Origin of the sequence: Xanthomonas arboricola pv. juglandis (assembly GCF_905367715.1) — a bacterium.
Taxonomy (GTDB): domain Bacteria; phylum Pseudomonadota; class Gammaproteobacteria; order Xanthomonadales; family Xanthomonadaceae; genus Xanthomonas; species Xanthomonas arboricola.
Genome location: NZ_HG999362.1, coordinates 2,071,076 through 2,095,878 on the forward strand (window position 1 = coordinate 2,071,076; position 24,803 = coordinate 2,095,878).

Here is a 24,803-nt window from a genome sequence, read left to right on the forward strand (position 1 = left end):
AAGCATTCATCAAGGCCGGGAAGCGATTCCCGGCCTTGATGCGTTATAGCGCCGCATCACCCTGTCGGCGCTCATCGCAACCATCCAAGGAGACACCATTGATGTTCGACACTGCCCTCAAGCTGGATTGCGCCGGTCGCGAGCTGCGACTGGATGCGCCACAGGTGATGGGGATCGTCAATGTCACGCCGGATTCGTTTTCCGACGGTGGCCAGCACGCCAGCTGCGAGGCTGCCATCGCGCATGGCCTGGGTCTGGTCGAGCAGGGCGCTGCGCTGCTGGATATCGGTGGTGAATCCACCCGTCCCGGTGCCACGCCGGTGTCATTGGAGGAAGAGCTGCAACGCGTGATCCCGGTGATCCAGGCATTGGCGGAGCAGACCACTGTGCCGATCAGTGTGGATACCTACAAGCCGGAGGTGATGCGCGCGGCGGTCGCAGCCGGCGCCGGCATGATCAACGACGTGCATGCGCTGCGCTCGCCGGGCGCGCTGGATGCAGCAGCCGAATTGCGGGTGCCGGTGGTGTTGATGCATGCACGCAGTGCGCCGCATGCGATGCAGGACGCGCCGCACTATGACGACGTGGTGGCCGAGGTGCATCGTTTCCTGGCCGAGCGCATCTTCGCGGCCGAAATGGCCGGGATCGACAAGCGCCGCTTGCTCCTCGACCCGGGGTTCGGCTTCGACAAGACCACCACGCACAATCTGACCGTGCTGGCGCAGTTGCAGCGCCTGCAGGAGTTCGGCCTGCCGGTGCTGGCGGGGCTGTCGCGCAAGCGCAGCATCGGTGAGTTGACCGGGCGCCAGGTCGCCGCAGAGCGCGTATACGGCTCGGTCGCCGCGCATCTGATCGCCGCCCAGCACGGCGCGATGTTGCTGCGCGTGCATGATGTGGCCGCCACCGTGGATGCCCTGAAGGTGTGGAGCGCGATGGCGGCGATTCCGCTGCCGCGCGTGAGCGCACCGGCGGCACCGAGCATTCGCTGGCCGGACGAGGACTGATGCCGGCCGACCGCCGCCCGCTGGCGATTGCGCTGATGGGGCCGACCGCCAGCGGCAAGACCGCGCTGGCACTGGACGCCGCGCAGCGCTGGAACGGCGAGATCGTCAGCGTCGATTCGGCGCTGGTGTACCGCGGCCTGGACATCGGCGCGGCCAAGCCGGATGCGGCGATGCGCGCGGCGGTGCCGCATCACCTGATCGATCTGCGCGAGCCCTGGCAGATCTATTCGGCGGCGGAATTTGCCAGCGATGCGCGGCAGGCGATCGAGCAGATCGTGGCGCGCGGCAAGCTGCCGATTCTGGCCGGCGGCACCGGGCTGTACTTCCGCGCCTTGCTGGAAGGGCTGTCGCAGTTGCCCGAGGCCGACCCGGCGGTGCGCGCGGCGATCGCAGCCGAAGCCGGCGAACTTGGCTGGGCCCGGATGCACGCACAACTGGCGGACGTCGACCCGGTCGCGGCGGCGCGGATCCATACCACCGATCCGCAGCGGATCCAGCGCGCCCTGGAGGTCTACCGCATCAGCGGCAGGCCGATCAGCTACTGGCAGGCGCTACCGCCGGGCCCGCGCTTGCCGGTGCGGGTGCTGAAGGTGGTGCTGGCGCCGCGCGAGCGCGCAGTGCTGCATGCACGCATCGAACAGCGCCTGGACACGATGCTGGCGCAGGATTTCCTGGCCGAGGTGGAACGTCTGCGGGCATTGCCGCAACTGCGTGCAGTCGCCGCGCCGCTGGATCTGCCCGCGGTGCGCGCGGTGGGGTACCGCCAGGCCTGGGAGTACCTGGATGGGGCCGGTCGCCTGGCCGACTTCCGTGACAAGGCGGTGCAGGCCACCCGTCAACTGGCCAAGCGGCAACTCACCTGGCTGCGTGGCGAGCTCGACGCGCGCTGGTTCGACCCGGAGCATGACCGCCATCGACTGGAGAGCGCACTTGTCGGCTTCCTCGGTCAACGTCCCGCTGTACGGCAGGCTTCAGGCGTGTAACATCCCGTTTCCGGGGCCGGCTGGGGATGGCAGGTGTCGACCGGGACTATAAGAACAATAATGAAGAGGAGTTTTCGATGGCTAAGGGGCAATCTTTACAGGATCCATTCCTCAACGCGCTGCGGCGCGAGCGGGTGCCGGTCTCTGTGTATCTGGTCAACGGCATCAAGCTGCAGGGCACGATCGAGTCGTTCGATCAGTTCGTGGTCCTGCTGCGCAATACCGTGAGTCAGATGGTCTACAAGCACGCCATCTCCACGGTCGTGCCGGCGCGCAATGTGCGCGTGGGACCGGGTGGTGGGTATGTGCAATCCAATGAAGGCAACCAGGCGGAAGATGACGACGTCGAGCAGTAATGGAGTAGTGCGTGTTTGATCGCTCACGCAAGGGTGAACACGCGTTGTTGATTCAGACCCACTCCGGTGGGCCTGCCGAAGAGGATGTGCTGGAGGAGTTCGCCGACCTTGCCAAGTCGGCGGGCGCCACGGTGGCGGCCACGCTCACCGCGCGCATCGACAAACCGAACCCGTCGACCTTGATCGGCAGCGGCAAGCTGGAAGAGATCAAGGCCGCTGCCGAGGCCACCGGTGCGGATCTGGTGTTGGTCAATCACACCTTGTCGCCCGGCCAGGAGCGCAATCTAGAGCGCTATCTGGAGCGGCGCGTGATCGACCGCACCGGCCTGATCCTGGACATCTTCGCGCAACGGGCACGCAGCCACGAGGGCAAGCTGCAGGTGGAGCTGGCGCAGTTGCGGCATATGGCCACCCGGCTAGTACGCGGCTGGACCCACCTGGAACGTCAGCGCGGCGGCTCGATCGGCCTGCGCGGCCCTGGCGAAACCCAGCTGGAAACCGACCGTCGCCTGCTGCAGAAGCGGGTGGAGCAGTTGCAGCAGCGGCTGGAAAAGGTCGAGGTGCAGCGCACCCAGATGCGGCGCGCGCGCATGCGCAGCGAACTGCCGCGGATTGCATTGGTCGGTTACACCAATGCCGGCAAATCCACGCTGTTCAACGCCTTGACCGGTGCGGAGGCCTACGTGGCCGACCAGTTGTTCGCCACGCTCGACCCCACCGTGCGCCGCATCGCGCTGCCCGGCGGCAGTGCGATCCTGGCCGACACGGTCGGCTTCGTACGCGATCTGCCGCACCAACTGGTCGCCGCATTCCGTTCGACCTTGTCCGAGGCGCGCGACGCCGATCTGCTGTTGCATATCGTCGATGCGGCCGACCCGCTGCGCGAGGAACGCATCCAGCAGGTCGATGAAGTGTTGCATGCGGTGGGTGCGGGCGATCTGCCGCAACTGCTGGTGTTCAACAAGATCGACAAGATCGAAGGCGCGCAGGTGCGTCACGATGCGCAGGACGGTATTCCCGACCAGGCGCGGCGCGAACGCGTGTGGGTTTCCGCGCGTGACGGACGCGGGCTGCAGGAACTGCAGCATGCGCTCGGGCAGCGACTGGACCTGCGCCATGTGACCGGGCAACTGCGGTTGCCGCCATCGGCCGGGCGTCTGCGCTCCAAGTTGCATCAACTGGAAGTGGTGCGCGGCGAGCAGTCCGACGAGGACGGCTGGTTGCTGGACGTCGACCTGCCGATGGTCGAGGCCGAGCGCCTGGCTGCCGGCGACGACGGGGCGCCACTGCGCGCGATGCTGCCCGACCGTCGCGAAGACTGGGAGTCGTGATCGGCGCTGCAGGGTCGGCTTGTGCCGGCCGTGCAGATCGATGTGGTCAGGGCCGGCAGATGAGGGCAGCGGTGTAGCGATCGCGCTGCTTGGCCGTGGCGTTCTGTTTGCTGGCACGACCAAATGCGTGTCTGCAGCAGTGGTGCAGGCGTAAGAACGTCCGCCAGCAGCCGATATCCTTGCGATCCTGTCGCCAGCGCAGCCGATGCCCGCTGCCATCGGCTGCACACCGCCACTGAACCCCGGCCACGTCGTCGCTGGCGCGGATTGGGCGCCAGCGCAGACAGGCGCGGCAAATTCGGCTAAAACGTCGGTTGCTCCTTCATTCGCCGTGCCCATGTCCATGTCCGCCGATTCCGAACTGCAGCAGCTGGCCGAACGCCTTGGTCAACAGCTGCTTGCCGCGCGCGAGCGCCTGGTCACTGCCGAGAGCTGTACCGGTGGCTGGATCGCCAAGGCGGTCACCGATGTGGCCGGGTCCTCGCACTGGTTCGATTGCGGCATGGCCGCCTACAGCTACGAGGCCAAGCAGGCCTTGCTGGGCGTGCGGCCGCAGACGCTGGAAGTGCATGGTGCGGTTAGCCGCGAAACGGTGATCGAAATGGTGTCGGGCGCGCTGGTCAATTCCGGCGCGAGCATCGCGGTGGCGGTGACCGGCATCGCCGGCCCGGGTGGCGGCAGTGAGGACAAGCCGGTCGGCACGGTATGGATCGGCTGGAAGCGACGCGGCGGCTATGCCACTGCGCAGTTGTTTCAGTTCGCCGGCGATCGCGATGCAGTGCGGCGTCAGACCGTGGTTGCCGCGCTGCAGGGCTTGAGCGCACTGCTCTAGTCCTCGTACGGAAGAAGCCGCGCGTGCGCCTATGCTGCGCGCAATGCGACGCTGGCCGTGGCGATTGTCTCCGACATCCAGCGATTGCGCAGTTCATGCATGGCTGCAATGCAGCTTTCGTTGCATTGCGTTCGCTGTGCGCTGCGCAGCTTCTGCCAGCGGTGTTGTCCAACCCCGTTCACTCGCTAAGGTGTGGCGTCACGCGACCTGCGGCGCTCGCCGCAGTGCATTGCGGGCTCTTTGTCGGGGGGACAGGCATGCGCATGCAACAGCAACGCAGCACCGGGCTTGCGCTGGCGCTCTTCGCGGCCGCACAGGCATCGCCGCTGCATGCGCAAACGGCCACGCAGCAACAGCGCAACGAGCCGGCAACGCTGGCGTCGCTGAAGGTGACTGCGCAAAAGCGCGAGGAATCGCTGCAGAACGTGCCGGTGGTGGTCTCGGTATTGCCCGAGCAACTGCTGCAGGACAGCGGCGTGCATGACATCAAGGAACTGCAGGTGCTGGTGCCCGGCTTGATCGTGACCAGCAGTCAGAGCGCTGCACAGACCACCGCGCGCATTCGCGGCATTGGCACCGTGGGCGACAACGCCGGGCTCGAATCCTCGGTCGGTGTGGTCATCGATGGGGTGGCGCGCGCACGCAACGGCGTGGGTTTTGCCGACCTCGGTGAGCTTGAGCGCATCGAGGTGTTGAAGGGGCCGCAAGGCACCGTGTTCGGCAAGAACACCTCGGCCGGCGTCATCAACGTGGTGACGCGTCGGCCCAGTTTTACCCGCAGCGCCGATGCCGAGATCACCGTGGGCAACTATGGCGCGCTCGGGATTGCCGGCGCCTTCAACGATGCGCTGGGCGACACCAGTGCCTTGCGCGTCTATGCGGCCAGGCGGCGTCGCGACGGCTTTGAACAGGTGATCACCGGGGCCGGCCCGCGCACCGCCAGCGACGATGGCGACCAGAACCTGCGCACTGCGCGCGTGCAGTGGTTATGGGAACCCGGCGCCGACCTGGACATCAATCTGGCTGCCGACTACACCCGCCGCCGGGAAAACTGCTGCGTCACCGTCACCACCGAACGTGGGCCGACCGCAGCACTGATCGATGCGCTGGCACCAGGCGGGCAGGGCGCGATTGCGCGTGCCGATCCGCAAGGCAGGCGTGCCTACAGCAATCGCAGCACCGCGCAGGATATCCAGGACAAGGGCGTGTCGGCGCAGCTGGATTGGATCACGCCGTGGCTGGGCGAGGCGGTGCTGACCTCGATCACCGCGTTGCGCGACTGGACATCCATCAACGGCCTGGACTTCGACTACAGTGCGGCCGACATCCTCTACCGCGCGCCGCGCGAGGACGAGATGCTGACCCGGTTCAAGACCTTCAGCCAGGAACTGCGCCTGGCCGGATCGGGCGAGCACCTGGACTGGATGGTCGGTGCGTTCTACGCCGACGAAACCCTGCATCGCAACGAGTCCTATCGCTTCGGCAGTGCCTACGAGCCGTATCTGTCCAGCGTGTTGCTTGCACGGGTCAATCCGGCGCTGGCCACCCGTGCGGATGCAACGCGCTTTCTCGCGGATGCCACCGGCTTGCCGGCCGGCACGCTGTTTCGCGGCCAGGGTAGCTGGGATCGCTTTCGGCAGGATGGCACCAGTGCCGCGCTGTTCACCAATAACACCTGGCATGCCACCGATGCATTGGATGTGGTGGTTGGGCTGCGCTACACCTACGAGCACAAGGCATTGCAGTCAAGGTTCGAAAATCCCGATGGAAGCTCGGCGTGCGCCAGTTACTTCGCGGCCAACGGTCAGCTCGATCCGGCCGCATTGCGGCGTATCGGGGCCGCGCTGGTCGCGCGCGGCGTGCCTGCGTCGGCGGTGCCGACAATCGCACCACAAGTGGTCGGTTTCACCTGTCTGCCCTGGGCCAACGTCGCCCATGCCGGCCGTCGCACCGAGCAACGCCGCACCGAGCGAGGATGGTCGGGCACGGCGAAGCTGGCGTACCGCTGGAGCGATGCGGTGATGACCTATGTGTCCGCCGCACGCGGCTACAAGGCCGGCGGTTTCAACCTGGATCGCGTGCAGTCCTCCGATGGTTTGTCCAGCGGCGTGCAAGGCATCCTGCCGGTGGACGACACCGCGTTTCCCGGCGAATTCGTCGACAGTTACGAGCTCGGCGCCAAGACCAGCTGGCTCGGTGGCAACCTGCTGCTCAATGCCGCGCTGTTCTATCAGGACTTCAGCGACTTTCAGCTCAACAATTTCCTCGGGACCAGCTTCGTGGTGCGCGCCATTCCCAGCGTGGTGTCGCGCGGCATCGATACCGAACTGCTGTGGCAGGGCGCCATGCCCGGCCTGATGGTGCAGGGCGGGCTCAGCTACACGGATACCGCGTATGGCGACGATCCGCTGCCGGACGCCGATCTGGCACTGCTGCCGGGCAGTCGTTTGAGTTTTGCGCCACGCTGGTCGGCCAATCTTTCGGTCAGCTACGAGCACGCGCTCGGCAATCGCATGACCGGCCGGTTCAATGTCGGCGCGAAGTATGTTTCCGAGTACAACGCCGGCTCCGATCTGGATCCGCAGAAGGCACAACCGGGCTATACGGTGCTCAACGCACGGCTGGGCATCGGCGCCGACGACAAGCGCTGGATGCTGGAAGCGTGGGCAGAAAATCTCGGCAACGAAACCTATCGCCAGATCGTCATCGATGCGCCGCTACAGGCGGGTTCGTGGAATGCATTTCTGGGTGCGCCGCGCACGTATGGGCTCACCTTGCGGTTGCGGTATTAGGTTTCGAAGGCCCAAGCACCGCATTGCCAAAGCAGCAAGATGCATGCGCAAGCGCAACCTCGGCTAAGCCCGCAGGTATTCATGACGCGACAGGCACGTGCAGATCGGCTACAAACAAGGTCCCGTTTCCAACCTGCGTGCCGATGCTTCCGTTTTTTGCTCATGCGTTGCCGTTGTCCTTGCTGCGCCGATCTGCTGGCGCTGTCCGGGCGTTGCTGGATGATCGGCGCGCAGCCGCGCGGCAGCCGATGCCTGCGGCGACCGGCCACCGCGCCGTCCTGCGCGCGAGCGATCATGTAGCCACAGGCGTTGCGCGTGGTCGTGCATGGTCAACAGGCGTTTGCAAGGAGCGCACACAAGCAGTGATGCACGTTAACGCCATGCGGCCCGTTGCCGCAGCGCAATCGCAGGCGGTGTGCTGATGTGGGAAGCGCTCGGCACCGTTCGGGATCTTGGGCGGCTGCAGGAAATCGCCGCGGTGCTGATTCGTTACGGATTCGGCGATGTGGTGCGGCGCATCGGGCTTGCCGACGTGCTCGAACGTGCCGGCAAGCTGCTGCACTGGCATAACGCCGAGGGCCGCCTGCGCATGTCCGCCGCGACGCGGGTGCGGCGCGCGCTCGAGGAACTTGGGCCGACCTTCGTCAAGCTGGGGCAGGTGCTGGCCACGCGCGTGGACCTGCTGCCGCCGGAGTGGATCGAAGAGCTGAGCGAGCTGCAGAACGCGGTGCCAGCGCTGCCGTTCGAACAGATCCGCCCGCAACTGGTCGCAGCCCTGGGCGCGGAGCCGGAAAGCGTGTTCGCACGCCTGGACGAACAGCCTCTGGCTGCGGCATCGCTGGCGCAGACGCATCGCGCCTGGCTGGCCGATGGCACACCAGTAGTGCTGAAGATCCGCCGCCCCGGCATTGGCGATGTCATCGATGCGGATCTGCGTCTGTTGGCGCGCCTGGCGGAAATCGTGGAAACGCGTGCGCCCGATCTCAAGCGTTATCGCCCCGCCGAAGTGGTGCAGCAATTCACCGTCTCCTTGCGGCGCGAACTCGATTTCGCCGCCGAGTGCCGCAATGCCGAGCGCATCGCAGCCAATTTCGTCAACGACCCTCAGGTGGTGGTGCCGTCCGTCTATTGGCAGTGGACCTGCGAATCGCTCAACGTGCAGGAATTCATCGACGGCATCCCGGGGCGGGACCTGGTCGCCGTGGATGCGGCTGGCCTGGACCGCAAGGCGCTCGCACGCACCGGTGCCGGGATCGTGCTGAAGATGGTGCTGCAGGATGGCTGTTTCCACGCCGACCCGCATCCGGGCAACATTTTTTATCTGCGCGACGGGCGCATCGCCGTCATCGATTTCGGCATGGTCGGGCGCGTTTCCGAGCAGCGCCGCTTCCAGGTCGCGCAACTGCTGCATGGCATGGTCAGCTACGACGCCGAAGCGGTCATCGACGTACTGCTGGAATGGGCCGGTACCAGCCTGGAGATCGATGAGTCGCGGCTGCAGCAGGATATCGGTGCCTTCGTCGACGAGTACCGCGGCGTGCCGCTGAAGGAGCTGCGCATCGGCGCGATGCTGGGCGATGTGACCTCGATCCTGCGCGATCACGGGCTGACCCTGCCGTCGGATCTGGCGCTGATGATCAAGGCGTTCCTCACGCTCGAAGGCATGGGGCGCCAGCTCGATCCGGATTTCGACATGGCCACCGAGGCGCGCCCGTATCTGGAACGCGTGGTGCTGCAGCGTTATGCGCCCAGCGCGATGCTGCGGCGCAGCCGTCGCACCGTGACCGGCGCGATCGACCTGATCGGCGATCTGCCACGCGACCTCAAGCGGCTGCTGCAGGCCGCACGGCGCGGCAAGCTGCAACTGCAGATCGAAACGCGTGCATTGCGCGAGTTCGGCGAGCAGGTCGATCGCGCGGCCAACCGGCTCACCATGGGGATCGTGACTGCCGCGCTGGTGATCGGCTCGTCGATCGTCATGAACAGTGTTGGTGGCAGTGCCAGCCGCTGGCTGCTCGCGTTGGGCGTCGGCGGTTTCATCGGCGCGGCCATCTGCGGCGTCTGGATCCTGTTCTCCATCTGGCGCAGCCGCCGCTAGACACGGCACATGCTGACCCCCGATTGCCGGACTGCGCATGGCGCACGACACGGCTATTGCGCAGGCGCCAGTTAGTAGTAATACTACTAACCATGGACCTGACCGATACCCAGCAAGCAATCCTGGCCTTGATCGCCGAGCGCATCGATGCCGACGGCGTACCGCCCTCGCAGACCGAGATCGCCCGCGCCTTCGGCTTCAAGGGTGTGCGCGGCGCGCAATACCATCTGGAGGCATTGGAACTGGCCGGTGCGATCCGTCGCGTCCCCGGCCAGGCCCGCGGTATCCGTCTGGCCGGGCAGGGCGCCCAGCCGCGCACCCCGCCTGCCGCTGCAAACGAGCCGGTACGCGACGATGTGCTGCGCCTGCCGGTGCTGGGACGCGTGGCGGCAGGCCTGCCGATCGGCGCGGATATCGGCTCGGACGACTTCGTGGTGCTGGACAGGGTGTTCTTTTCGCCGTCGCCGGACTATCTGCTCAAGGTGCAGGGCGACTCGATGCGCGATGAAGGCATCTTCAACGGCGACCTGATCGGGGTGCACCGCACCCGCGACGCGCGCTCGGGGCAGATCGTGGTGGCGCGCATCGATGAGGAGATCACGGTCAAGCTGTTGAAGATCGGCAAGGACCGCATCCGCCTGCTGCCGCGCAACCCGGACTACGCGCCGATCGAAGTATTGCCGGATCAGGATTTCGCGATCGAGGGCCTGTACTGCGGGCTGTTGAGGCCGAATCGTTGAGTACTGCGCCGATGGCTTCACTGGCGTTATCCCGAGCCGGTGCCGCAGGATTTCCCGCTGCCGTCGCCATGGCCGCCTCCCTAATCTGAGTGTGTCGCAGCCAGTCTCAGCCTGTGCGATACACCGCCGTTACATTAGCCCTACACCGAAATCACTGACAAGGATCACCCAGATGGATGAGAACAAGAAGCGCGCCCTTTCCGCCGCATTGAGCCAGATCGAGAAGCAATTCGGCAAGGGCTCGGTGATGCGCATGGGCGACCGTGTGATCGAGGCCGTCGAAGTCATTCCGACCGGCTCGCTGATGTTGGACATCGCACTGGGGATCGGCGGCCTGCCCAAGGGCCGCGTGGTGGAGATCTATGGTCCGGAATCGTCGGGCAAGACCACCCTGACCCTGCAGGCCATTGCCGAATGCCAGAAGAAGGGCGGCACCGCAGCCTTCATCGATGCCGAGCATGCGCTGGACCCGATCTACGCCGCCAAGCTGGGCGTCAATGTCGACGACCTGCTGCTGTCGCAGCCGGATACCGGCGAACAGGCGCTGGAAATCGCCGACATGCTGGTGCGTTCCGGTTCGGTGGACATCGTGGTGGTCGACTCGGTCGCCGCGCTGACCCCAAAGGCGGAAATCGAAGGCGAAATGGGTGACCAGCTGCCGGGTCTGCAGGCCCGCCTGATGAGTCAAGCGCTGCGCAAGCTGACCGGCAACATCAAGCGTTCCAACACGCTGGTGGTCTTCATTAACCAGCTGCGCCACAAGATCGGCGTGATGATGCCGGGCCAGAGCCCGGAAGTGACCACCGGCGGCAACGCGCTGAAATTCTATGCATCGGTGCGTCTGGACATCCGTCGTATCGGCGCGATCAAAAAGGGCGACGAAATCATCGGCAACCAGACCAAGATCAAGGTGGTCAAGAACAAGCTGGCGCCTCCGTTCAAGCAGGTCGTGACCGAAATCCTCTACGGCGAAGGCATCAGCCGCGAGGGTGAGCTGATCGACATGGGCGTGGAAGCCAAGCTGGTCGAGAAGGCCGGCGCCTGGTACAGCTACGGCGAAGAACGCATCGGGCAGGGCAAGGACAACGCGCGTGGCTATCTGCGCGACAACCCGCAGGTTGCGGTGCGGCTGGAAGCCGAGCTGCGCGAGAAGTTCCAGCCGGCCGAAGCGCCGCGCGAAGCCGGCGACGACGTCGAGAAGGAATAACAGCAGCCAGGCAGTGCGAGCTCGGCCGTTATCAGGTAGGTGTTTCGGCGGCAGCGCGAACCGGGACGTCCGCGGGGCCACCCCCGGTTCTGCCTGCCTACCGGCCGCGTCCGCCTGATGGCAGGACGGCAGCACTGATGGATGTGGCAGGTTTTCTATCGCGGGGACGGCGGAGTCAGTGCCGTCGCTTCCCGCGGTAGATCTATTGAAGGCCAGGAGGGCAGGCGCCATGGACGGCGCATTGATGCTGTGAGTTTGGTACTCGGGACACCCACGATGGACGAGCAACAGCCCGCGCCAAAGCGGGGACGCCGGTTCAAGGAGCAGACGCCGGTCCAACGCGCACTGGGGTTGCTGGTGCGGCGCGAGCATTCGCGCAAGGAATTGAACCGCAAGCTGCTGGCACGCGGTATTGAGCCGGACGCTGCACAGGCGGCCGTGGAACGCCTGGCTGACGAGGGGTGGCAGGACGACACCCGTTTTGCGGCCTCGGTCGTGCGCAATCGCGCAGGCTCGGGCTACGGCCCACTGCATATCCGCGCCGAGCTCGGAACCCATGGCCTGGACAGCGATGCCATCAGCGCCGCGATGGCGACATTTGAGGGCGACTGGACCGAAAACGCGCGCGATCTGATCCGGCGTCGCTTTGGCGACCAGGGCCCCACCGATCTGCCGCAACGGCGCAAGGCCGCCGATCTGCTGGCCCGGCGTGGTTTCGATGGCAACAGCATTCGTAGCGCCACGCGCTTCGACCTTGAGGACTGAGGGCGTCAGGCCTGCTACCCTTTGTGGTTTCAGGTTGTTCCGCTCATCTGCGCCCACATCTCATTGGGTGACCGGGACTGCCGCCCGCCCAATGCCAGCACATGAACGCACCCGCCAAATTCAGCACTTCCCAGATCCGTAGTGACTTCCTCGCGTTCTTCGAGGGGAAGGGCCACACCATCGTGCCATCCGCGCCGCTGGTGCCGGGCAACGACCCGACCTTGCTGTTCACCAACTCCGGCATGGTCCAGTTCAAGGATGTCTTCCTTGGCGCGGAGAAGCGCAGCTACGTGCGCGCGGCCGACGTACAGCGCTGCCTGCGTGCCGGCGGCAAGCACAACGATCTGGATTCGGTGGGCTACACCGCGCGCCATCACACCTTCTTCGAGATGCTGGGCAACTGGTCGTTCGGCGATTACTTCAAGAAGGACGCCATCAGCTGGGCCTGGGAGCTGCTGACCCAGGTCTGGAAGCTGCCGGCCGAGCGGCTGCTGGTCACCGTCTACCACACCGACGAAGAAGCCTTCGCGCTGTGGCGCGACATGATCGGCATTCCGGAAAGCCGCATCGTGCGCATCGGCGACAACAAGGGTGCGCCGTACGCGTCGGACAACTTCTGGCAGATGGCCGATACCGGTCCGTGCGGCCCGTGCACCGAGATCTTCTTCGACCATGGCGACCATATCGCCGGTGGCCCCCCGGGCTCCCCGGACGAGGATGGCGACCGCTTCATCGAGATCTGGAACCTGGTCTTCATGCAGTTCGACCGCCAGCCCGACGGCACCCTGGTGCCGCTGCCGGCGCCGTGCGTGGACACCGGCATGGGCCTGGAGCGTCTGGCTGCGATCCTGCAGCACGTGCATACCAACTACGAGATCGATCTGTTCCAGGCCTTGATCGGCAAGGCCAGCGCGCTGACCGGCGTCACCGATCTGGAGAACAAGTCGCTGCGGGTGATCGCCGATCACATCCGCGCCTGTTCGTTCCTGATCGTCGACGGTGTGCTGCCGTCCAATGAAGGCCGCGGTTATGTGCTGCGCCGGATCATCCGGCGTGCGCTGCGCCACGGCTGGATGCTGGGGGTACGCCAGCCGTTCTTCAGTAAGATGGTGCCGACCCTGGTCGAGCTGATGGGCGAGGCCTATCCCGAACTGGTGGTCGCGCGGGAGACTGTCGCGCGCGCATTGCTGGCCGAAGAAGAGCGTTTTGCCGAGACGCTGGACGCCGGCATGAAGATCTTTGACGACGTCGCCGCGCGCGCGCAGGAAGTGATTCCCGGCGCCGATGCGTTCCGCCTTTTCGATACCTACGGGTTCCCGGTCGATCTGACCTCCGACATCGCACGCGAGCGTGGCTTGCGCGTGGACATGGAGGGCTTCGAGTTCGCCATGGAGCGTCAGCGCGAGACCGCGCGTGCCGCCGGCAAGTTCGGTGGCGGCGTCGCATTGCCCGCTGATCTGGTCGCCACCATGTCGCCGACGGTGTTTCTGGGCTACGAGGCCTATGACGCCGATGCGCTCAAGGTCGTGGCGTTGCTCAAGCAGGGCCGCCCGGTCGAACGTGCGGAAGCCGGCGACGAAGTCATCGTGTTCACCGACCGCACGCCGTTCTATGCCGAGTCCGGTGGCCAGGTCGGCGATAGCGGCCAGCTGAGCGGTAGCGATGTCTCCATCGAGATCACCGACACCCAGAAGTTTGCCGGCCAGTTCCATGGCCATGTCGGGCGCATCACCGAAGGTGCGCTGGCATTGGGCGATGTGCTGGCAGGCGGCATCGACGTGCAGCGTCGCGGCAAGACCATCCTCAACCACTCGGCCACGCATCTGCTGCATGCGGCCCTGCGCGAGGTGCTGGGCACGCATGTTCAGCAGAAGGGCTCGCTGGTTGCACCGGACCGCTTGCGGTTCGACTTTTCGCACTTCCAGCCGATCACGCCCGAAGAGCTCGCCGTGATCGAACGCAAGGTCAACGCCGAAGTGCGCACCAACCACAGCGTGGAAGTGCACAACATGGCCATGCAGGAGGCGCTGGATTTCGGCGCAATGGCCCTGTTCGGCGAAAAGTACGGCGAGAACGTGCGTGTGCTGAAGATGGGCGGCTATTCCACCGAGCTCTGCGGCGGCACCCATGTCACCCGCACCGGCGACATCGGCTTGTTCAAGATCACTTCCGAGGGCGGTGTGTCCTCGGGCGTGCGTCGCATCGAGGCGGTGACCGGGCAGGGCGCGCTGGACCATGTCGCCGATGAAGAGCGACGTCTGCTCGAGGCGGCCAGCCTGCTCGGCGGCAACGCCACCGAGGTGGTCGACAAGGTTCGCGCGCTTACCGAACGTCAGAAGCGGCTCGAGCGTGAGCTGGAGTCGCTCAAGGCCAAGCTGGCTTCCGGCGCAACTGCAGACCTGGGTTCCGGCGCGGTCGATGTGGCAGGCGTCAAGGTGGTCGCCGTGCGTCTGGAGGGCTTCGATGCCAAGGCGTTGCGCGATGCGATGGATCGCCTCAAGCAGCAGTTGGGCGACTCGGTCATCGTGCTGGCAGGCGCTGCTGGCGGCAAGGTTGCGCTTGTGGCCGGCGTGAACGGCAGCCCAACTGGCAAGGTGAAGGCGGGGGAACTCCTTGGCCATATCGCCAGTCAGATCGGAGGCAAGGGCGGCGGTCGTCCGGATCTCGCCCAGGGTGGTGGCGAGGATGGTCCCGCCCTTGCGACCGCGCTGGAAGGCGTGCCCTCCTGGGTCAAGCAACACTTGGGCTGAACACTTGTCCTGGTATGCCTTGCTGGTTGGCAGGGTGTCCCGCTACCATTTCCGGTCTATTCCCTTTACCTAGGGCGCGCCTCGTCAGTCGGCCGCCGATGCTGGTGGGAAACCCACCGGTTCCAGGAGATTTGCAAAATGTTGATCCTCACTCGCCGGGTAGGCGAAACCTTGATGATCGGCGACTCGGTCACTGTGACCGTACTCGGCGTCAAGGGTAATCAGGTGCGTATCGGCATCACCGCACCGAAAGATGTTGCTGTACACCGCGAAGAAATCTATCAGCGGATCCAGCGTGGGGATGAGCCGGTCGCTTCCGGTGCGCATCAGGGCGACGATTCTTCGAATTGATCGTCATAAAGGGTTTACGTTAGCCCCTCTTACCCGGTATTCTTCGCGGCCTGCAACGGACACCGCGGCAGGACGCAAAAACTGGAGCGATGCCCGAGCGGCTGAAGGGGCTCCCCTGCTAAGGGAGTATAGGGTCAAAAGCTCTATCGAGGGTTCGAATCCCTCTCGCTCCGCCAATGTCAAGAAGAAAGCCCCCGTAAAACGGGGCTTTTTTCGTTTTCTAGGCTGCCTGCCCCATGTTCTGCCCCACACTTGCGGATGCGGTCTGCTGGATGATCCATCCGTCCAGCTCTGTCGAAAGCCAGAGCGAACGGGAGCAGACCTTGTGCGGCTTGGGGAATTTCCCGGCCTGCATCTGCCGGTAGATCGTCGCCGGGCTAAGCCCGACCTTTGCGCGCACGTCCTTGATGGGCAGGAGCCGCAGCTCGGTCTCGGTGTCAGGCATCGGGTGTCTCCTTCAGCAGGTACTTCGTGTCGATGTTCCAGCCGGCCTCGCGCGCGCCCAGCAGACGCAGTTCAGCCGCGTCGAATTCGTCCAGGCGCAGGAACGCGATCGCTGCATCGATATGGCCCGGCGCCAGCACGCGCCCGCGCGACAGGCGGTCGTAGACGTTCTGCACGCAGCACTGCCATGGCTCGGCCAGATCCTGGATGCGCTTGCCCTCCTCGAGGAGGTGTCGCTTCAGCACCTGGCGCACGGTGGCCTTGCCGACCGGCACGCGGATGGGTCGGCCGCCAACAGCAAGCCCGTTGTTGCGCGCCTGGCGGGGCAGGGTGCGGGAGCCGTCAGCCATTGCGCACCTCCCGATCCGGGGCTATGCGCACGCCTGCCTCGGCCAGGTGCTGCATCTCTCCATCCCGGCTCTCGCCCTTCTCCGCAGTTAGGAAGATGTAGCCGCGCGTCCGCGGGTTGGCCAGCCTATAAGTCCTTGATCCGTGCCACACCTTCATCGCATGGCTGCGCTCGACCTCAATGTCATCGACGAAGTATTTCGGCATCACTGCACCTCCGGCTTAGCCTGCTTGACCTCGAAGAAGACGCCTGGTCGCGGACTCACCACGACAGCGGTTCCCATCGGCATACGCTGGCAGAAGCGCAGCGCGATCAGGCGCAGGAGTGGGGTGGGCAGCCAGTAGAAGACGGACCTGATCACGCATCACCTCCGGCCGCTGCCGGCTGGGCGTGGGCGGCTAGCAATGCATCTACGCGCTCACGCAGCATTTCAAGCACCCACCTGCGCGACTTGTTCCGCTTGTAAATTTCCAACAGTTCTGAAAAAGCCTGTTCCCAAGCATCAACCGGCACAGCGGCAGCAGGCGCGGGCGGGGCGGTGTAGCGCACAAACTCACCTTCCGGGCATTCGACCATCAACCCGCCCGCCGAGCCGTCTACGAAGCGATAACGCTGTTGACCGCCCGCCACCGGCTCCACCCCCACCGGCTGGCGGGCGGCGAAGACTGCGTTAACGACTCGACGCATGACGGCCTTGTCATCCGCGTGTGCGTCGGCAAACGGCTCACCGCTGAAGAGGTAACCTGACTCCTGCAACGCCTTCCAGGCAGCCTCGGCGGATGCATCGAGCGCATCCCCGCCGCTCGCCGCATCGGTCCCCAACTGTTCGGAATCTCCGAATGGTTCGTTCAGACGGTCTGCCGCGCCAGTCTGCTGCAACTGTCCGGAAATTCCGGAAGGTTGGTTCAGACGTTCATCCGCAACGGGATCGGCGTAGCCGCAGCTGCATCGGCACATGTGGTTGACGATGCCCTGGCATACAACGCACTGCACGAAATCTTCTGTGGTGGTCATGGACTCAGCCCTCCGCCTTCGACAGGCGCAGCGGCTGCTCGAGCACCAGGAACAGGCGGCGCAACTCGGCCGACTGCAGCGCGAAGCGCGCATCCAGCTCCGCACGCGCACCGTCGCCCTCGACGTCGTCGAGCTGGTCCAGCGCGCCGTCCAGGAACTTGAGCTTCCGGATCACCAGGTCATCGCCCAGAACGAACGACAGGTTGTCGTCCAGCACCAGCGCCAGCTTGGTGACCTGCTTGCCGGCTTCCAGGTGCTTCTCGATCTCGTCGCCGCGCAGCTCCTGGTGCTGGCACTTCACGATGGCGCCGCCCTCGATAGGGTCGCGCAGCTCGGCCTCCTCGCCGATGCTCAGCGATTTCGGCAGCGGCTCACCTGCGATCCATCCGGTGAGCACGGCGCGCGGCGCCACCTCGGCGTTGAGGGGCAGGGCCGGGAAGCTGCCGAGCATGCCGCGGATCTCCGACACGACGCTTTCGCCGGCCTTGCGGCTGGAGGTGTTGACGATGGCCAGGCCGTGCGCCAAGTCGAGGATCACGTCGGTACGCGAGCTCTTGACGAAGGCGCGCGGCAGCAGCTCATGGATCAGGTCGTCCTTCAGGCGCTTGCGCGCCTTGCCGCCCGGCCGGCGGCCTTCGCGCTTCTCGATCTCGGCGCACTTCTGCTCGAGCGCATCATTGATGACGGCGCCGGGCAGCATCTTGTCCTGGCCGCCGACGGCCAACCAGAGGAAGTCACCCAGCCGGTGGCTGAGCTGCTCGGTCTCCTCGCGGCCGAACGGGGAGACGAAGCCGCGCGAGGCCATCTCCAGCGCGCCGACCGGCTTGAGCGCGCACTGGGGCAGCAGCTCCTCGACGGCGGACAGGTCGAGGGAGGTGGGGAAGCGGAACATGGTGAGGTTGCGAAAGAACATGTTTGGTCCTTGGAGAGAGAATTAGGGGAGGCGACGGAAGGAGATGACCCACACCCAGGGGTTGGCGTCCCAGTCGCCGCCGGTGCCATCCCAGAGGCAGTGGAAAAGCTGCTGGGGCGTCAGGGTTTCGTCGGCGTCAGGTACGTGCCGCAGGAAGTCGATGCCCTCGGCCTCGGCGTCCGCGGCGCTGATTGCATGCAGCCGCTCGACGCGCACGTCGGTGATCTCCAGCACCAGGCGGCACATTGAGCGCGGCATGTGGATCGACGGGCGCAGCTTGATTTCGTACGGCTCGACGTCCGTGCAGTCATCGGGTGCCGGCGCAAGCCCCCAGTTGATTACATCCTGGCCTTCCTGCGAGGCGGCGTAGACCGGTCCGATGTACCCGTGCTCTTCCACGCGCACTGTCGTTTCCTTGACCCACAGCCGTTCGCCGGGCTGGCCGAAGGGGCATGCGCGATCGATCACGTGCTGCGGCTCGCCCTCAAGTACCAGCGCGCCAGGGGTGTAGACGTTGCCAAGGTCCGGGTGCTTTACCGGCTTCGCCACGCACCGGGTCTGCGTCTTCGCGCCGGACAGGATGGCGCGCACCTCGTGCGCTTTGAGGCGGATGGGGCGCTCACGCATGGCACTGGCCTCGGCTCTTCAGCCACTGCCCGAAATCGATTCCCGAATCCGCGTCCAGGAATGCGCGATATCGGCGCTGCCCGGGCGTCAGCTTCGGCGTCGGCTCGACCTGCGCAGCTTCTGCGGCGCGGCCGGCTGCCGTGACGGTGAAGATGTCATCGCCGCCAGATAGCGCATTGCCGCCGCGGCGCTGCATGAGTCCCAAGCCAACAAGCTGCATGCACGTCGGATAATCGGTACTGTCGGAGCCTGTCACGAAGTGATTGCGGTAGCTCGGGTTGCTGCCGTCTTGGCCGGTGCCGAGCGAGTGGCGCAGCGCGTGCAACTCGGCCTGTGTCAGGTCACGCATGGTTGTGCTCCTTGTCGATCGCCGCGAAGCGCTGCGGCATCTGGGTGAGGTCTGGCCGCTGGCCGTTGCGCCAGGCGGTTTGGTAGTTGCGGCCGAACTGCTCGCGCAGCTGGTCGATCTCGCGGGCTTCTGGTGAGAGCTGGGCGCGGCGCAGCTGGCAGGCGCACTCGTAGCGCTGCAGGCGCGCGGCGTCGGTGATCTGGCGCGGCATGCCGGCGAGGTCGTGCTGCAGGATGGCGTCGAGGCCGCGGCCGAGGAGGGCAAGGGTCATGCGACGTCTCCCAGCGGTAGGCCGATCTGTGTCGGCAGTGCTGCCTCGCGCGCGGCTGCCTCGATGGCGGCGGCAATGCGTGCCTCCGCCATCGCTGCATAAGCCGGGTCCATTTCGATACCGACGAAGGCGAAGCCCTCGAGCGCGGCTGCTTTACCGGTGCTGCCGCTCCCCATGAAGGGGTCGAGCACGGTGCCGCCGGCGGGCGTGACCAAGCGGCACAGGTAGCGCATCAGGTCCGTGGGCTTCACCGTTGGATGGTTGTTGCGGCGGTCCTTCACTCGATTCAAGCCAAGCGAATGCGTTCGGTCCAGTTCCGCGCCCGATGCGATCGCAGCGCAGCTTCCTCCTGAAAGTGCATGCGGCTTTGCTTCTAGCGACTCCAGGCCGCCATCCCGATCGGCCTTGCTGGCCTTGGCGCAGTAGAAGAACCGCGCCGCGCTCCCTTCATCCAGCCTGCGCATACCTGGGCGCATCCGGAAGCCAACCTGTCCAGCGTTGTCACTGTCGACGCTTGGCTCGTCGCCGCGGCCACGACGCATAGCCCCGTAGGTGTTCTGCGTTTTGCGCTGGTCGCGGTTGGTGCTGGCGTTAGCAAGTTGGCCCGGCGCGTCCGGAAATGCCGCCAGTACTTCCTCGCTGCCATCGTGCAAAACGTTCGCCGGCCACCGGCCGAGATCGTGCGGCTGGGTGACTGTCCCTGGTCCTCGCTGCTCATCTGTGCTCCGCCGCGGCATGCCGCCAGCGCCGGTGTTCGCTGGCATCTTCTCGGCGGAAACGCGGCAAGAATCGATGTTCAGTGCGCCAGTTCCATGAAGCGCATGGTTTGCCGCTACGGTGCCGAGCAGCGGTTTGCGCGCCAGGGTGATTGGCTCCAATGCCGGTTTCAGCGCGGTGCCGCCCCATTCGCCGTTGTGCGACTTCGGGAAATCTGAGCCGTAGACCCACGCGATCATGTCCCGGATCTCGAAGCCGGCATCCTCGATGCGCACGGCCATGCGGTGCTGCGTCCGGGTGCCGGCAAAGGCCAGCAGGTGGCCGCCGGGCTTGAGCACGCGCATGCACTCGGCCCAGATGGCGGTGCTTGGCACGTCGTAGTCCCAGCGCTTGCCCATGAAGGACAAGCCGTAAGGTGGGTCAGTGACGATCGCGTCGACCGAGGCGTCGGCCAGGGTGGGCAGGATGCTGAGGCAGTCGCCAACGTGGATCACCGGCGTGCCTCCATGCGGTTGAAAGCGCGGCGGACCAGATAGCCGCGCACGATCGAGATGACGGTGTACGCCGCGGTGATCCCGAAGGCCTTGCCGGCGCCGACCGAGTAGCCGAACGCGGCCAGGATCAGCGGCGTGACAGCCCAGCTGATGGCAAAGCCGATCGCGGTGCTGACGTTGGCTTCAAGGAACGACTGGAGCTTGGACTGGCTCATGGGCGCATACTCCCGGGAGCCGAGAACGGCCACGCTGGAGCGGATCCATGAATGCATACGAGGCTGGAACCACGCGAAATATTCGCGGCTTTACCGTAAAAGCCACCACGGAGCTCTGTGTCGATCCGCCCGGCAGATTCGACGCCAAGCTGGTCGTGATTGGCGCGGATGGGGAGGAAAGCGACAAGCTGGTGTTTCGCAATATCCACGACCCATTTCAAAGCGAGGCGGATGCGCTTGAGGCTGCTCGGGATTTTCTGCAGAACATTGATTTGACCGAAGAGGGACGGCTGATCAGTCCTTGGTGATTGGCGAACTCCATTCATTTCGTGATCAGCCTCGTGGTGTAGGGGACGATGGTTTCGGCGCGGCGCGCGACGGCGCGCTCCTGGCTCGCGGTGCCTTGCCAGATGCGCCACGGGTGCGCGCCGGGTTTCTTGGCGCGGGCCAGGGCCGCGCGCTGTTCGGGTGTCTGATTGGTGCTCATGCGTGCGCGCGCTGTACGTAGGGCGCCAGCGGCGGCGCGATGGGTGGCAGGTTGCGGGGCAGGTCTTCGACGGGCGGCGCCGGCGCGACGGCATCGGCGATCGCTTCGTACCAGCACTTGAGCTCGCGCCAGCTTTCTTCCGGCAGGTCGATGAAGGCGCCGCGCACGTAGAGGTAGTGGCCCTTGGCGACGTCAGGCTCGGGCGCGACGAAGTCGATGCCGTGGCTGCGGCCGATGACGATCGACACGGACGGCACGCCGCGCACGAGCGACTGCAGCAGCCAGCTGTTGCTGTTGGCGTCCCAGCGCAGGTCCACGTCGTAGTGGAAGCCCTTCACCGTGTGGCGGTAGGACTGGCGGCTCATGCGGCACCGCCGGCGGCGCGCAGCGCCTCATCGAACTGGTCGAGTGCCACGCGGATTGGGTGGCGGACGTGCACGGTGTCGGGGCTGCCGACGTTGGCGATCGCGATGGCGTGCTCAAGGTCGGCGGAGAGCTGGCGGCCCTTCTCGAACAGGTTGGCCACGGCCGCGCGCGCCTGTTCCATTTCGGCTATGAACATCGTGCACTCCTCCCGATGCTTCTTGGGAATGCTGGGAAGAGCCTCACGCGTTCCGGCCAGGCATCCGTCGATAGCTGCCAACACATTGACAGGCGCGCTCACGGCTGCACCTCGACGAAGGCCAGGCCATGCATGACGCACTGCGCGTGCGCGGTTGCTGGGAAGGCGGCGGCATCGGCCGGCATCACCGCGTTGGCGCGGGCGCAGGAGTCGGGGAGGGGGTAGTCGCCGGAGCCGACCGCGTCCACGGCGTCGAGCGCGTTTTGCCAGCGGCGGGCGCTGAACTCGTCGCGAGTCAGGACGGCGGCGACACCCTCGGCGCAGTCCGGCACGCGGCCGGCGGTGGCGAAGCCGTTGAGGGCGGCGCGCGCGATGCCGGCGCGCAGGCTCCAGTCGTCGACGGTGGCCAGCTCGTAGACGGCCAGCGCGGCGCAGAAGCGCAGCGAGGTGATCGACAGCTGTTCGGGGATGCCCTCACCGGTGGCGGTGGTGGGCTCTGCGGCGGGCTGGCCGGTGACGGCGCAGCCTGCGGCCAGTGCGGCGGCGAGGGCCAGGCAGGTGAGGCGAGCGGTGACGGCGCGCATCTGAGTCTCCGTGCCCCGCGGCGGAATGCCGTGTTACTGGGGCGACGGAGCTAAATTAGGTTAAACCTAATATAGCGTCAATAGGTCGAGCCTAATAATTTATGAAGTCGTTCATGCGTGCTGAGCAGTGGCGGTTTGTTACTATCGCGTTAGCTGTAGGGAAGCGGCCTCGTGCCGTTGTCGAGCGTGCAATCGAAGGAGCGGGAATGAGAAGCCGACAAGTGCTGGCGATTGCTGCTGTCTTGGGAGGTCTGGCCTCTGTCGCAGCAGTGGGTGCGCAAGAGATACAGCGGGGGAAATTCGGTATCTCGCCTGCAAAGCAGGAACAGGCAGCTGCAAAGAAAGCAGAAGCGCGGGCTGCGCAAAACGCTACCCAGCTAGCTCCGCTGCACATGTCGATGGCCTTCAGTTCGGGGCTATTGGCTTGCGAGATGAAGCAAAAGCTGGCTTTCACGTCCGCCGGGTACCGCGACGGGGAGGGGATCGCGACTGCACTTCGCCAGATGCACGAGGAGCGTGCCAAGTACGACAGCCAAGCTCTCGATCAGCTGAAGATCATCACCAGGTCGAATATGCCTGAGCCGGTTAAAGCGGCTGCCAAGCAGGCCTACACATCGTGGGCCGCCTATCTCGATTCAATGCTTGCGGCCAACTCGCCACGTGAGGCGCAGCTTGTCGCAGTGGGACCTGCCGCAGCCCAGTACCGCAAAGCACTGCAGGACTTCGAGCTCGAGCAGAAGCTCAGCCGGTGAGCCGATCCGGCGGATTCTACGATCGAGCCGGTTCTGTGGCCGCCAGCACCAGGCCCCACAAAGCAAAAACCCCGCCGAAGCGGGGTGGGTCAGGGCTTGGCAGTGCCGCCTCTTGGTGGGTCTATCCCGGGCAAAGAAATTTGTCTGGCGGCGCGCTTATGCTCTATCACCTGAATTACTTCGTAGTCTGTTTTGGCGCCAGCCTCTGTTTGCCATTGCGTCACAAGTACGTCGCAAATCAAAACATCTCCCTTGGAGAACGCAATCTCGTTAGAGTTCACGCCGGCAATGAAGTCAGAGTCAGATATTTTTGCATTGATGGTCGAATTACCATCTGACAAGCGCCACTTGTTGTCTTCTTTAAAAGTCAGGGCAACTATTGAGAACGCCATCTTGCGGCGCTCTTCCAACAGCAGCTCATCAACCCCTGCTGGGGGTGCAAAGAACACTCGCTCTTTCTCCGTTACTACGAGAGAAAATTCTTCATCATTCCCTGCTGCAAATAAATCAACTCCAGGTTGATCCAGCGGAGCAAGTACCCTATCGAAAGCCTCGCGGACGGATAAGTCTCGCAGTAATGTCAATACCTGCTGCTCGATTTGAAGCGAATCTTCATCGACCTGGATGGTGGCGGTTCCGTTATCATCTAAACGGACATGGGTGATGCGTCGACCTCGGAGCCATTTCAGAACATAGCCCAATCCCTTCCCACTTTTTCTGGCAGCAAATCCCAGGATTCCCAGAACTGCAGCGGCATTCGCCGCGGCGGTCATACCGTCGCCGGCAAAGATGTCCTTGATGGCAGTCAGGTAGCTGACCGCCGTATTGAAATCGATGTTAAAGCTGCCCGTCTTGAAAGAGCCCTTGACGTTGATCTGAGCCTTGGCCTTGTCGCCGTGGAGTGCTCTAACGCTGGCGTCCAAGAGATCGGCCATTGCAAGCAGCGCAGGTGCCAGCTCTCTGGCATCCATCTCGTGGGTAGCCAATGCGGAGCCATCATATGTGATACGGAACTGCGTCATGCCGTCCATGTTATCCCCTGTTCCCTTAAAAGCTTGGCTCCTGAACCGCTGATTTTGGCATCGCCATTCAGGAGGTAGCAAATCTCGTCAGTCTCGCCAACCGCCAACCCAGTGCACACGGCCGATGATGGTGATCGGGTGCTTCTTCGAGACCATGGGCTTTGGCTTGCGCCACTGGTGGTCGCCGGCGGGGTTGTCGCTCTGGAAGTACACGCCGGCCTCGAGCACGAGGGCGCGTTTCACGTAGTACTCGGGGTTGGCCATGCCGTCGACCTGGATGACGTACAGGCTGCCGTCGACCGGCCGGGTGTCCGACGTGTCGAACAGGATGGCGTCGCCGTCCTGGATGGTCGGCTCCATGCTGTCGCCCCGGCCGTAGTACACGGCCAGGTCGCGGCCCAGTATGCCGCGGCGGCGCAGGCTGGTCTTCTTGAACTTGAGGCTGTGGGTCTCGGCGTACTCCGTCGCCTCAGCGCCAGCGCCCAGGCCCACTGCCTGCGACCATCCGGTGACCTCGGCGTATGGGTCTTCAACGTCCGGTTGGCTGCTGGCTCCGAAGTACAACTGGTCGAAGCTCACTCCATGGTCTGCCGCGATCCGCCGCGCCGTGTCGATCTCTGGGCGAAACTTGCCATTCAGCCAGTCATTGGCTGTCACGTTCGACACCTTGTACTGACGCTGCAGGTAAGCGCCGGCGCCGCGCCTGGGCACGTTGTGGCTCGAAAGCAGCTCCACTAGGCGACGACCAAACTCAGGCGCGTCCTTGTCGGGGGGTCTCTTAGGCATAGCCTAAA

31 protein-coding genes and 1 tRNA gene are annotated in these 24,803 nt (G+C 64.9%); 15 read left to right on the forward strand and 17 right to left on the reverse strand.

Going from position 1 to position 24,803, the window contains the following annotated elements; genetic code table 11:
• Positions 1-101: 101 nt before the first annotated feature.
• The 13 genes from folP to KHN93_RS09110 all read left to right on the forward strand — a co-directional run bounded on the left by folP (position 102) and on the right by KHN93_RS09110 (position 15,385).
• On the forward strand, positions 102-1,004 hold the full coding sequence (gene folP, locus KHN93_RS09050; protein WP_104559232.1) for a dihydropteroate synthase: 903 nt from the start codon (positions 102-104) through the stop codon (positions 1,002-1,004).
• Positions 1,004-1,987 carry a tRNA (adenosine(37)-N6)-dimethylallyltransferase MiaA gene (gene miaA / locus KHN93_RS09055; RefSeq protein WP_104559710.1) on the forward strand — a complete coding sequence of 328 codons (984 nt, stop codon included), beginning with the start codon at positions 1,004-1,006 and terminating at the stop codon, positions 1,985-1,987. The genes folP and miaA overlap by 1 nt, the downstream gene beginning before the upstream one ends.
• Before the next feature lie 77 nt (positions 1,988-2,064).
• Positions 2,065-2,343 carry an RNA chaperone Hfq gene (gene hfq / locus KHN93_RS09060; protein ID WP_005915027.1) on the forward strand — a complete coding sequence of 93 codons (279 nt, stop codon included), beginning with the start codon at positions 2,065-2,067 and terminating at the stop codon, positions 2,341-2,343.
• An 11-nt stretch (positions 2,344-2,354) separates the two neighbouring features.
• The gene (gene hflX / locus KHN93_RS09065; protein ID WP_039527808.1) at positions 2,355-3,674 is read left to right on the forward strand and encodes a ribosome rescue GTPase HflX; all 1,320 of its coding nucleotides are present in this window, start codon (positions 2,355-2,357) and stop codon (positions 3,672-3,674) included.
• Between the two features lie 337 nt (positions 3,675-4,011).
• Complete coding sequence (locus KHN93_RS09070; protein ID WP_039515969.1) at positions 4,012-4,506, forward strand: CinA family protein; 495 nt, start codon at positions 4,012-4,014, stop codon at positions 4,504-4,506.
• Between the two features lie 263 nt (positions 4,507-4,769).
• Complete coding sequence (locus KHN93_RS09075) at positions 4,770-7,298, forward strand: TonB-dependent receptor (RefSeq protein WP_244812225.1); 2,529 nt, start codon at positions 4,770-4,772, stop codon at positions 7,296-7,298.
• 421 nt (positions 7,299-7,719) lie between these two features.
• Positions 7,720-9,396 (forward strand): 2-polyprenylphenol 6-hydroxylase, encoded by a 1,677-nt coding sequence (gene ubiB / locus KHN93_RS09080; RefSeq protein WP_024939581.1) that lies wholly within the window; start codon positions 7,720-7,722, stop codon positions 9,394-9,396.
• A 92-nt stretch (positions 9,397-9,488) separates the two neighbouring features.
• Positions 9,489-10,136 carry a transcriptional repressor LexA gene (gene lexA, locus KHN93_RS09085; protein ID WP_212579423.1) on the forward strand — a complete coding sequence of 216 codons (648 nt, stop codon included), beginning with the start codon at positions 9,489-9,491 and terminating at the stop codon, positions 10,134-10,136.
• 172 nt (positions 10,137-10,308) lie between these two features.
• Positions 10,309-11,343 carry a recombinase RecA gene (gene recA, locus KHN93_RS09090; RefSeq protein ID WP_016904265.1) on the forward strand — a complete coding sequence of 345 codons (1,035 nt, stop codon included), beginning with the start codon at positions 10,309-10,311 and terminating at the stop codon, positions 11,341-11,343.
• A gap of 276 nt (positions 11,344-11,619) precedes the next feature.
• Positions 11,620-12,108, forward strand: a complete 489-nt coding sequence (gene recX / locus KHN93_RS09095; RefSeq protein WP_016904266.1) for a recombination regulator RecX — start codon at positions 11,620-11,622, stop codon at positions 12,106-12,108.
• Positions 12,109-12,209: 101 nt separating this feature from the next.
• The gene (alaS, locus tag KHN93_RS09100) at positions 12,210-14,858 is read left to right on the forward strand and encodes an alanine--tRNA ligase (RefSeq protein WP_212579424.1); all 2,649 of its coding nucleotides are present in this window, start codon (positions 12,210-12,212) and stop codon (positions 14,856-14,858) included.
• Positions 14,859-14,996: 138 nt separating this feature from the next.
• Entirely contained in the window at positions 14,997-15,209 is a 213-nt protein-coding gene (gene csrA / locus KHN93_RS09105) for a carbon storage regulator CsrA (protein WP_024939585.1), read from the forward strand.
• A gap of 83 nt (positions 15,210-15,292) precedes the next feature.
• Positions 15,293-15,385 (forward strand) — tRNA-Ser (locus KHN93_RS09110).
• A gap of 44 nt (positions 15,386-15,429) precedes the next feature.
• Here KHN93_RS09110 and KHN93_RS09115 read toward each other — a convergent pair.
• The 11 genes from KHN93_RS09115 to KHN93_RS09165 are packed head-to-tail and all read right to left on the reverse strand — an operon-like array spanning position 15,430 to position 20,602.
• On the reverse strand, positions 15,430-15,654 hold the full coding sequence (locus KHN93_RS09115; protein WP_104568597.1) for a helix-turn-helix transcriptional regulator: 225 nt from the start codon (positions 15,652-15,654) through the stop codon (positions 15,430-15,432).
• Positions 15,647-16,003: a hypothetical protein gene (locus tag KHN93_RS21545; protein WP_225874161.1), complete on the reverse strand. Its 357-nt coding sequence runs from the start codon at positions 16,001-16,003 to the stop codon at positions 15,647-15,649. The genes KHN93_RS09115 and KHN93_RS21545 overlap by 8 nt, the downstream gene beginning before the upstream one ends.
• On the reverse strand, positions 15,996-16,208 hold the full coding sequence (locus KHN93_RS09125) for a hypothetical protein (protein WP_209261515.1): 213 nt from the start codon (positions 16,206-16,208) through the stop codon (positions 15,996-15,998). The genes KHN93_RS21545 and KHN93_RS09125 overlap by 8 nt, the downstream gene beginning before the upstream one ends.
• Positions 16,208-16,363 carry a hypothetical protein gene (locus KHN93_RS09130; RefSeq protein WP_212579425.1) on the reverse strand — a complete coding sequence of 52 codons (156 nt, stop codon included), beginning with the start codon at positions 16,361-16,363 and terminating at the stop codon, positions 16,208-16,210. The genes KHN93_RS09125 and KHN93_RS09130 overlap by 1 nt, the downstream gene beginning before the upstream one ends.
• Complete coding sequence (locus tag KHN93_RS09135) at positions 16,360-17,016, reverse strand: hypothetical protein (RefSeq protein WP_212579426.1); 657 nt, start codon at positions 17,014-17,016, stop codon at positions 16,360-16,362. Before KHN93_RS09135 ends, KHN93_RS09130 begins: the two co-directional genes overlap by 4 nt.
• Before the next feature lie 4 nt (positions 17,017-17,020).
• Positions 17,021-17,929 carry a recombination-associated protein RdgC gene (locus KHN93_RS09140; protein ID WP_212579427.1) on the reverse strand — a complete coding sequence of 303 codons (909 nt, stop codon included), beginning with the start codon at positions 17,927-17,929 and terminating at the stop codon, positions 17,021-17,023.
• Positions 17,930-17,950: 21 nt separating this feature from the next.
• A complete protein-coding gene (locus tag KHN93_RS09145) occupies positions 17,951-18,556 on the reverse strand; it encodes a hypothetical protein (RefSeq protein ID WP_212579428.1) in 606 nt (201 codons plus the stop codon).
• Positions 18,549-18,905, reverse strand: coding sequence for a hypothetical protein (locus tag KHN93_RS09150; protein ID WP_212579429.1), 357 nt, complete (start codon positions 18,903-18,905; stop codon positions 18,549-18,551). The genes KHN93_RS09145 and KHN93_RS09150 overlap by 8 nt, the downstream gene beginning before the upstream one ends.
• Positions 18,898-19,176 (reverse strand): hypothetical protein, encoded by a 279-nt coding sequence (locus tag KHN93_RS09155; RefSeq protein WP_212579430.1) that lies wholly within the window; start codon positions 19,174-19,176, stop codon positions 18,898-18,900. Before KHN93_RS09155 ends, KHN93_RS09150 begins: the two co-directional genes overlap by 8 nt.
• Complete coding sequence (locus KHN93_RS09160) at positions 19,173-20,387, reverse strand: DNA-methyltransferase (RefSeq protein ID WP_212579431.1); 1,215 nt, start codon at positions 20,385-20,387, stop codon at positions 19,173-19,175. Before KHN93_RS09160 ends, KHN93_RS09155 begins: the two co-directional genes overlap by 4 nt.
• On the reverse strand, positions 20,384-20,602 hold the full coding sequence (locus KHN93_RS09165; RefSeq protein WP_212579432.1) for a DUF7220 family protein: 219 nt from the start codon (positions 20,600-20,602) through the stop codon (positions 20,384-20,386). Before KHN93_RS09165 ends, KHN93_RS09160 begins: the two co-directional genes overlap by 4 nt.
• A gap of 47 nt (positions 20,603-20,649) precedes the next feature.
• Between KHN93_RS09165 and KHN93_RS09170 the strand changes: the two genes are divergently transcribed.
• Positions 20,650-20,910 carry a hypothetical protein gene (locus KHN93_RS09170; RefSeq protein ID WP_212579433.1) on the forward strand — a complete coding sequence of 87 codons (261 nt, stop codon included), beginning with the start codon at positions 20,650-20,652 and terminating at the stop codon, positions 20,908-20,910.
• Between the two features lie 14 nt (positions 20,911-20,924).
• Here KHN93_RS09170 and KHN93_RS09175 read toward each other — a convergent pair whose 3' ends face one another.
• From KHN93_RS09175 to KHN93_RS09190, 4 genes are read right to left on the reverse strand one after another with little or no spacing between them, the layout of a single operon-like run.
• Positions 20,925-21,089: a hypothetical protein gene (locus KHN93_RS09175; RefSeq protein ID WP_170922855.1), complete on the reverse strand. Its 165-nt coding sequence runs from the start codon at positions 21,087-21,089 to the stop codon at positions 20,925-20,927.
• On the reverse strand, positions 21,086-21,454 hold the full coding sequence (locus tag KHN93_RS09180; protein ID WP_212579434.1) for a hypothetical protein: 369 nt from the start codon (positions 21,452-21,454) through the stop codon (positions 21,086-21,088). The genes KHN93_RS09175 and KHN93_RS09180 overlap by 4 nt, the downstream gene beginning before the upstream one ends.
• Positions 21,451-21,753 (reverse strand): hypothetical protein, encoded by a 303-nt coding sequence (locus tag KHN93_RS09185; RefSeq protein ID WP_212579435.1) that lies wholly within the window; start codon positions 21,751-21,753, stop codon positions 21,451-21,453. Before KHN93_RS09185 ends, KHN93_RS09180 begins: the two co-directional genes overlap by 4 nt.
• Positions 21,750-22,235 carry a hypothetical protein gene (locus KHN93_RS09190; protein WP_244812226.1) on the reverse strand — a complete coding sequence of 162 codons (486 nt, stop codon included), beginning with the start codon at positions 22,233-22,235 and terminating at the stop codon, positions 21,750-21,752. Before KHN93_RS09190 ends, KHN93_RS09185 begins: the two co-directional genes overlap by 4 nt.
• Positions 22,236-22,336: 101 nt before the next feature.
• Here KHN93_RS09190 and KHN93_RS09195 point away from each other — a divergent pair, with 101 nt between their 5' ends.
• The gene (locus KHN93_RS09195) at positions 22,337-22,987 is read left to right on the forward strand and encodes a hypothetical protein (RefSeq protein ID WP_212579436.1); all 651 of its coding nucleotides are present in this window, start codon (positions 22,337-22,339) and stop codon (positions 22,985-22,987) included.
• An 89-nt stretch (positions 22,988-23,076) separates the two neighbouring features.
• Here the strand turns inward: KHN93_RS09195 and KHN93_RS09200 are convergent, their stop codons facing one another.
• Positions 23,077-24,018 carry an LAPAL motif-containing putative phage structural protein gene (locus tag KHN93_RS09200; protein WP_212579437.1) on the reverse strand — a complete coding sequence of 314 codons (942 nt, stop codon included), beginning with the start codon at positions 24,016-24,018 and terminating at the stop codon, positions 23,077-23,079.
• Positions 24,019-24,096: 78 nt separating this feature from the next.
• On the reverse strand, positions 24,097-24,744 hold the full coding sequence (locus KHN93_RS09205) for a S24 family peptidase (RefSeq protein ID WP_244812227.1): 648 nt from the start codon (positions 24,742-24,744) through the stop codon (positions 24,097-24,099).
• Positions 24,745-24,803 lie beyond the last annotated feature (59 nt).

Coding starts and splice junctions, on each gene's coding strand:
- folP (WP_104559232.1), top strand. CDS start 102: ATGTTCGACACTGCCCTCAAGCTGGATTGCGCCGGTCGCGAGCTGCGA.
- miaA (WP_104559710.1), top strand. CDS start 1,004: ATGCCGGCCGACCGCCGCCCGCTGGCGATTGCGCTGATGGGGCCGACC.
- hfq (WP_005915027.1), top strand. CDS start 2,065: ATGGCTAAGGGGCAATCTTTACAGGATCCATTCCTCAACGCGCTGCGG.
- KHN93_RS09070 (WP_039515969.1), top strand. CDS start 4,012: ATGTCCATGTCCGCCGATTCCGAACTGCAGCAGCTGGCCGAACGCCTT.
- KHN93_RS09075 (WP_244812225.1), top strand. CDS start 4,770: ATGCAACAGCAACGCAGCACCGGGCTTGCGCTGGCGCTCTTCGCGGCC.
- ubiB (WP_024939581.1), top strand. CDS start 7,720: ATGTGGGAAGCGCTCGGCACCGTTCGGGATCTTGGGCGGCTGCAGGAA.
- lexA (WP_212579423.1), top strand. CDS start 9,489: ATGGACCTGACCGATACCCAGCAAGCAATCCTGGCCTTGATCGCCGAG.
- recA (WP_016904265.1), top strand. CDS start 10,309: ATGGATGAGAACAAGAAGCGCGCCCTTTCCGCCGCATTGAGCCAGATC.
- recX (WP_016904266.1), top strand. CDS start 11,620: ATGGACGAGCAACAGCCCGCGCCAAAGCGGGGACGCCGGTTCAAGGAG.
- alaS (WP_212579424.1), top strand. CDS start 12,210: ATGAACGCACCCGCCAAATTCAGCACTTCCCAGATCCGTAGTGACTTC.
- csrA (WP_024939585.1), top strand. CDS start 14,997: ATGTTGATCCTCACTCGCCGGGTAGGCGAAACCTTGATGATCGGCGAC.
- KHN93_RS09115 (WP_104568597.1), bottom strand. CDS start 15,654: ATGCCTGACACCGAGACCGAGCTGCGGCTCCTGCCCATCAAGGACGTG.
- KHN93_RS21545 (WP_225874161.1), bottom strand. CDS start 16,003: ATGGCTGACGGCTCCCGCACCCTGCCCCGCCAGGCGCGCAACAACGGG.
- KHN93_RS09125 (WP_209261515.1), bottom strand. CDS start 16,208: ATGCCGAAATACTTCGTCGATGACATTGAGGTCGAGCGCAGCCATGCG.
- KHN93_RS09135 (WP_212579426.1), bottom strand. CDS start 17,016: ATGACCACCACAGAAGATTTCGTGCAGTGCGTTGTATGCCAGGGCATC.
- KHN93_RS09140 (WP_212579427.1), bottom strand. CDS start 17,929: ATGTTCTTTCGCAACCTCACCATGTTCCGCTTCCCCACCTCCCTCGAC.
- KHN93_RS09145 (WP_212579428.1), bottom strand. CDS start 18,556: ATGCGTGAGCGCCCCATCCGCCTCAAAGCGCACGAGGTGCGCGCCATC.
- KHN93_RS09150 (WP_212579429.1), bottom strand. CDS start 18,905: ATGCGTGACCTGACACAGGCCGAGTTGCACGCGCTGCGCCACTCGCTC.
- KHN93_RS09155 (WP_212579430.1), bottom strand. CDS start 19,176: ATGACCCTTGCCCTCCTCGGCCGCGGCCTCGACGCCATCCTGCAGCAC.
- KHN93_RS09165 (WP_212579432.1), bottom strand. CDS start 20,602: ATGAGCCAGTCCAAGCTCCAGTCGTTCCTTGAAGCCAACGTCAGCACC.
- KHN93_RS09170 (WP_212579433.1), top strand. CDS start 20,650: ATGAATGCATACGAGGCTGGAACCACGCGAAATATTCGCGGCTTTACC.
- KHN93_RS09175 (WP_170922855.1), bottom strand. CDS start 21,089: ATGAGCACCAATCAGACACCCGAACAGCGCGCGGCCCTGGCCCGCGCC.
- KHN93_RS09180 (WP_212579434.1), bottom strand. CDS start 21,454: ATGAGCCGCCAGTCCTACCGCCACACGGTGAAGGGCTTCCACTACGAC.
- KHN93_RS09190 (WP_244812226.1), bottom strand. CDS start 22,235: ATGCGCGCCGTCACCGCTCGCCTCACCTGCCTGGCCCTCGCCGCCGCA.
- KHN93_RS09195 (WP_212579436.1), top strand. CDS start 22,337: ATGAAGTCGTTCATGCGTGCTGAGCAGTGGCGGTTTGTTACTATCGCG.
- KHN93_RS09200 (WP_212579437.1), bottom strand. CDS start 24,018: ATGGACGGCATGACGCAGTTCCGTATCACATATGATGGCTCCGCATTG.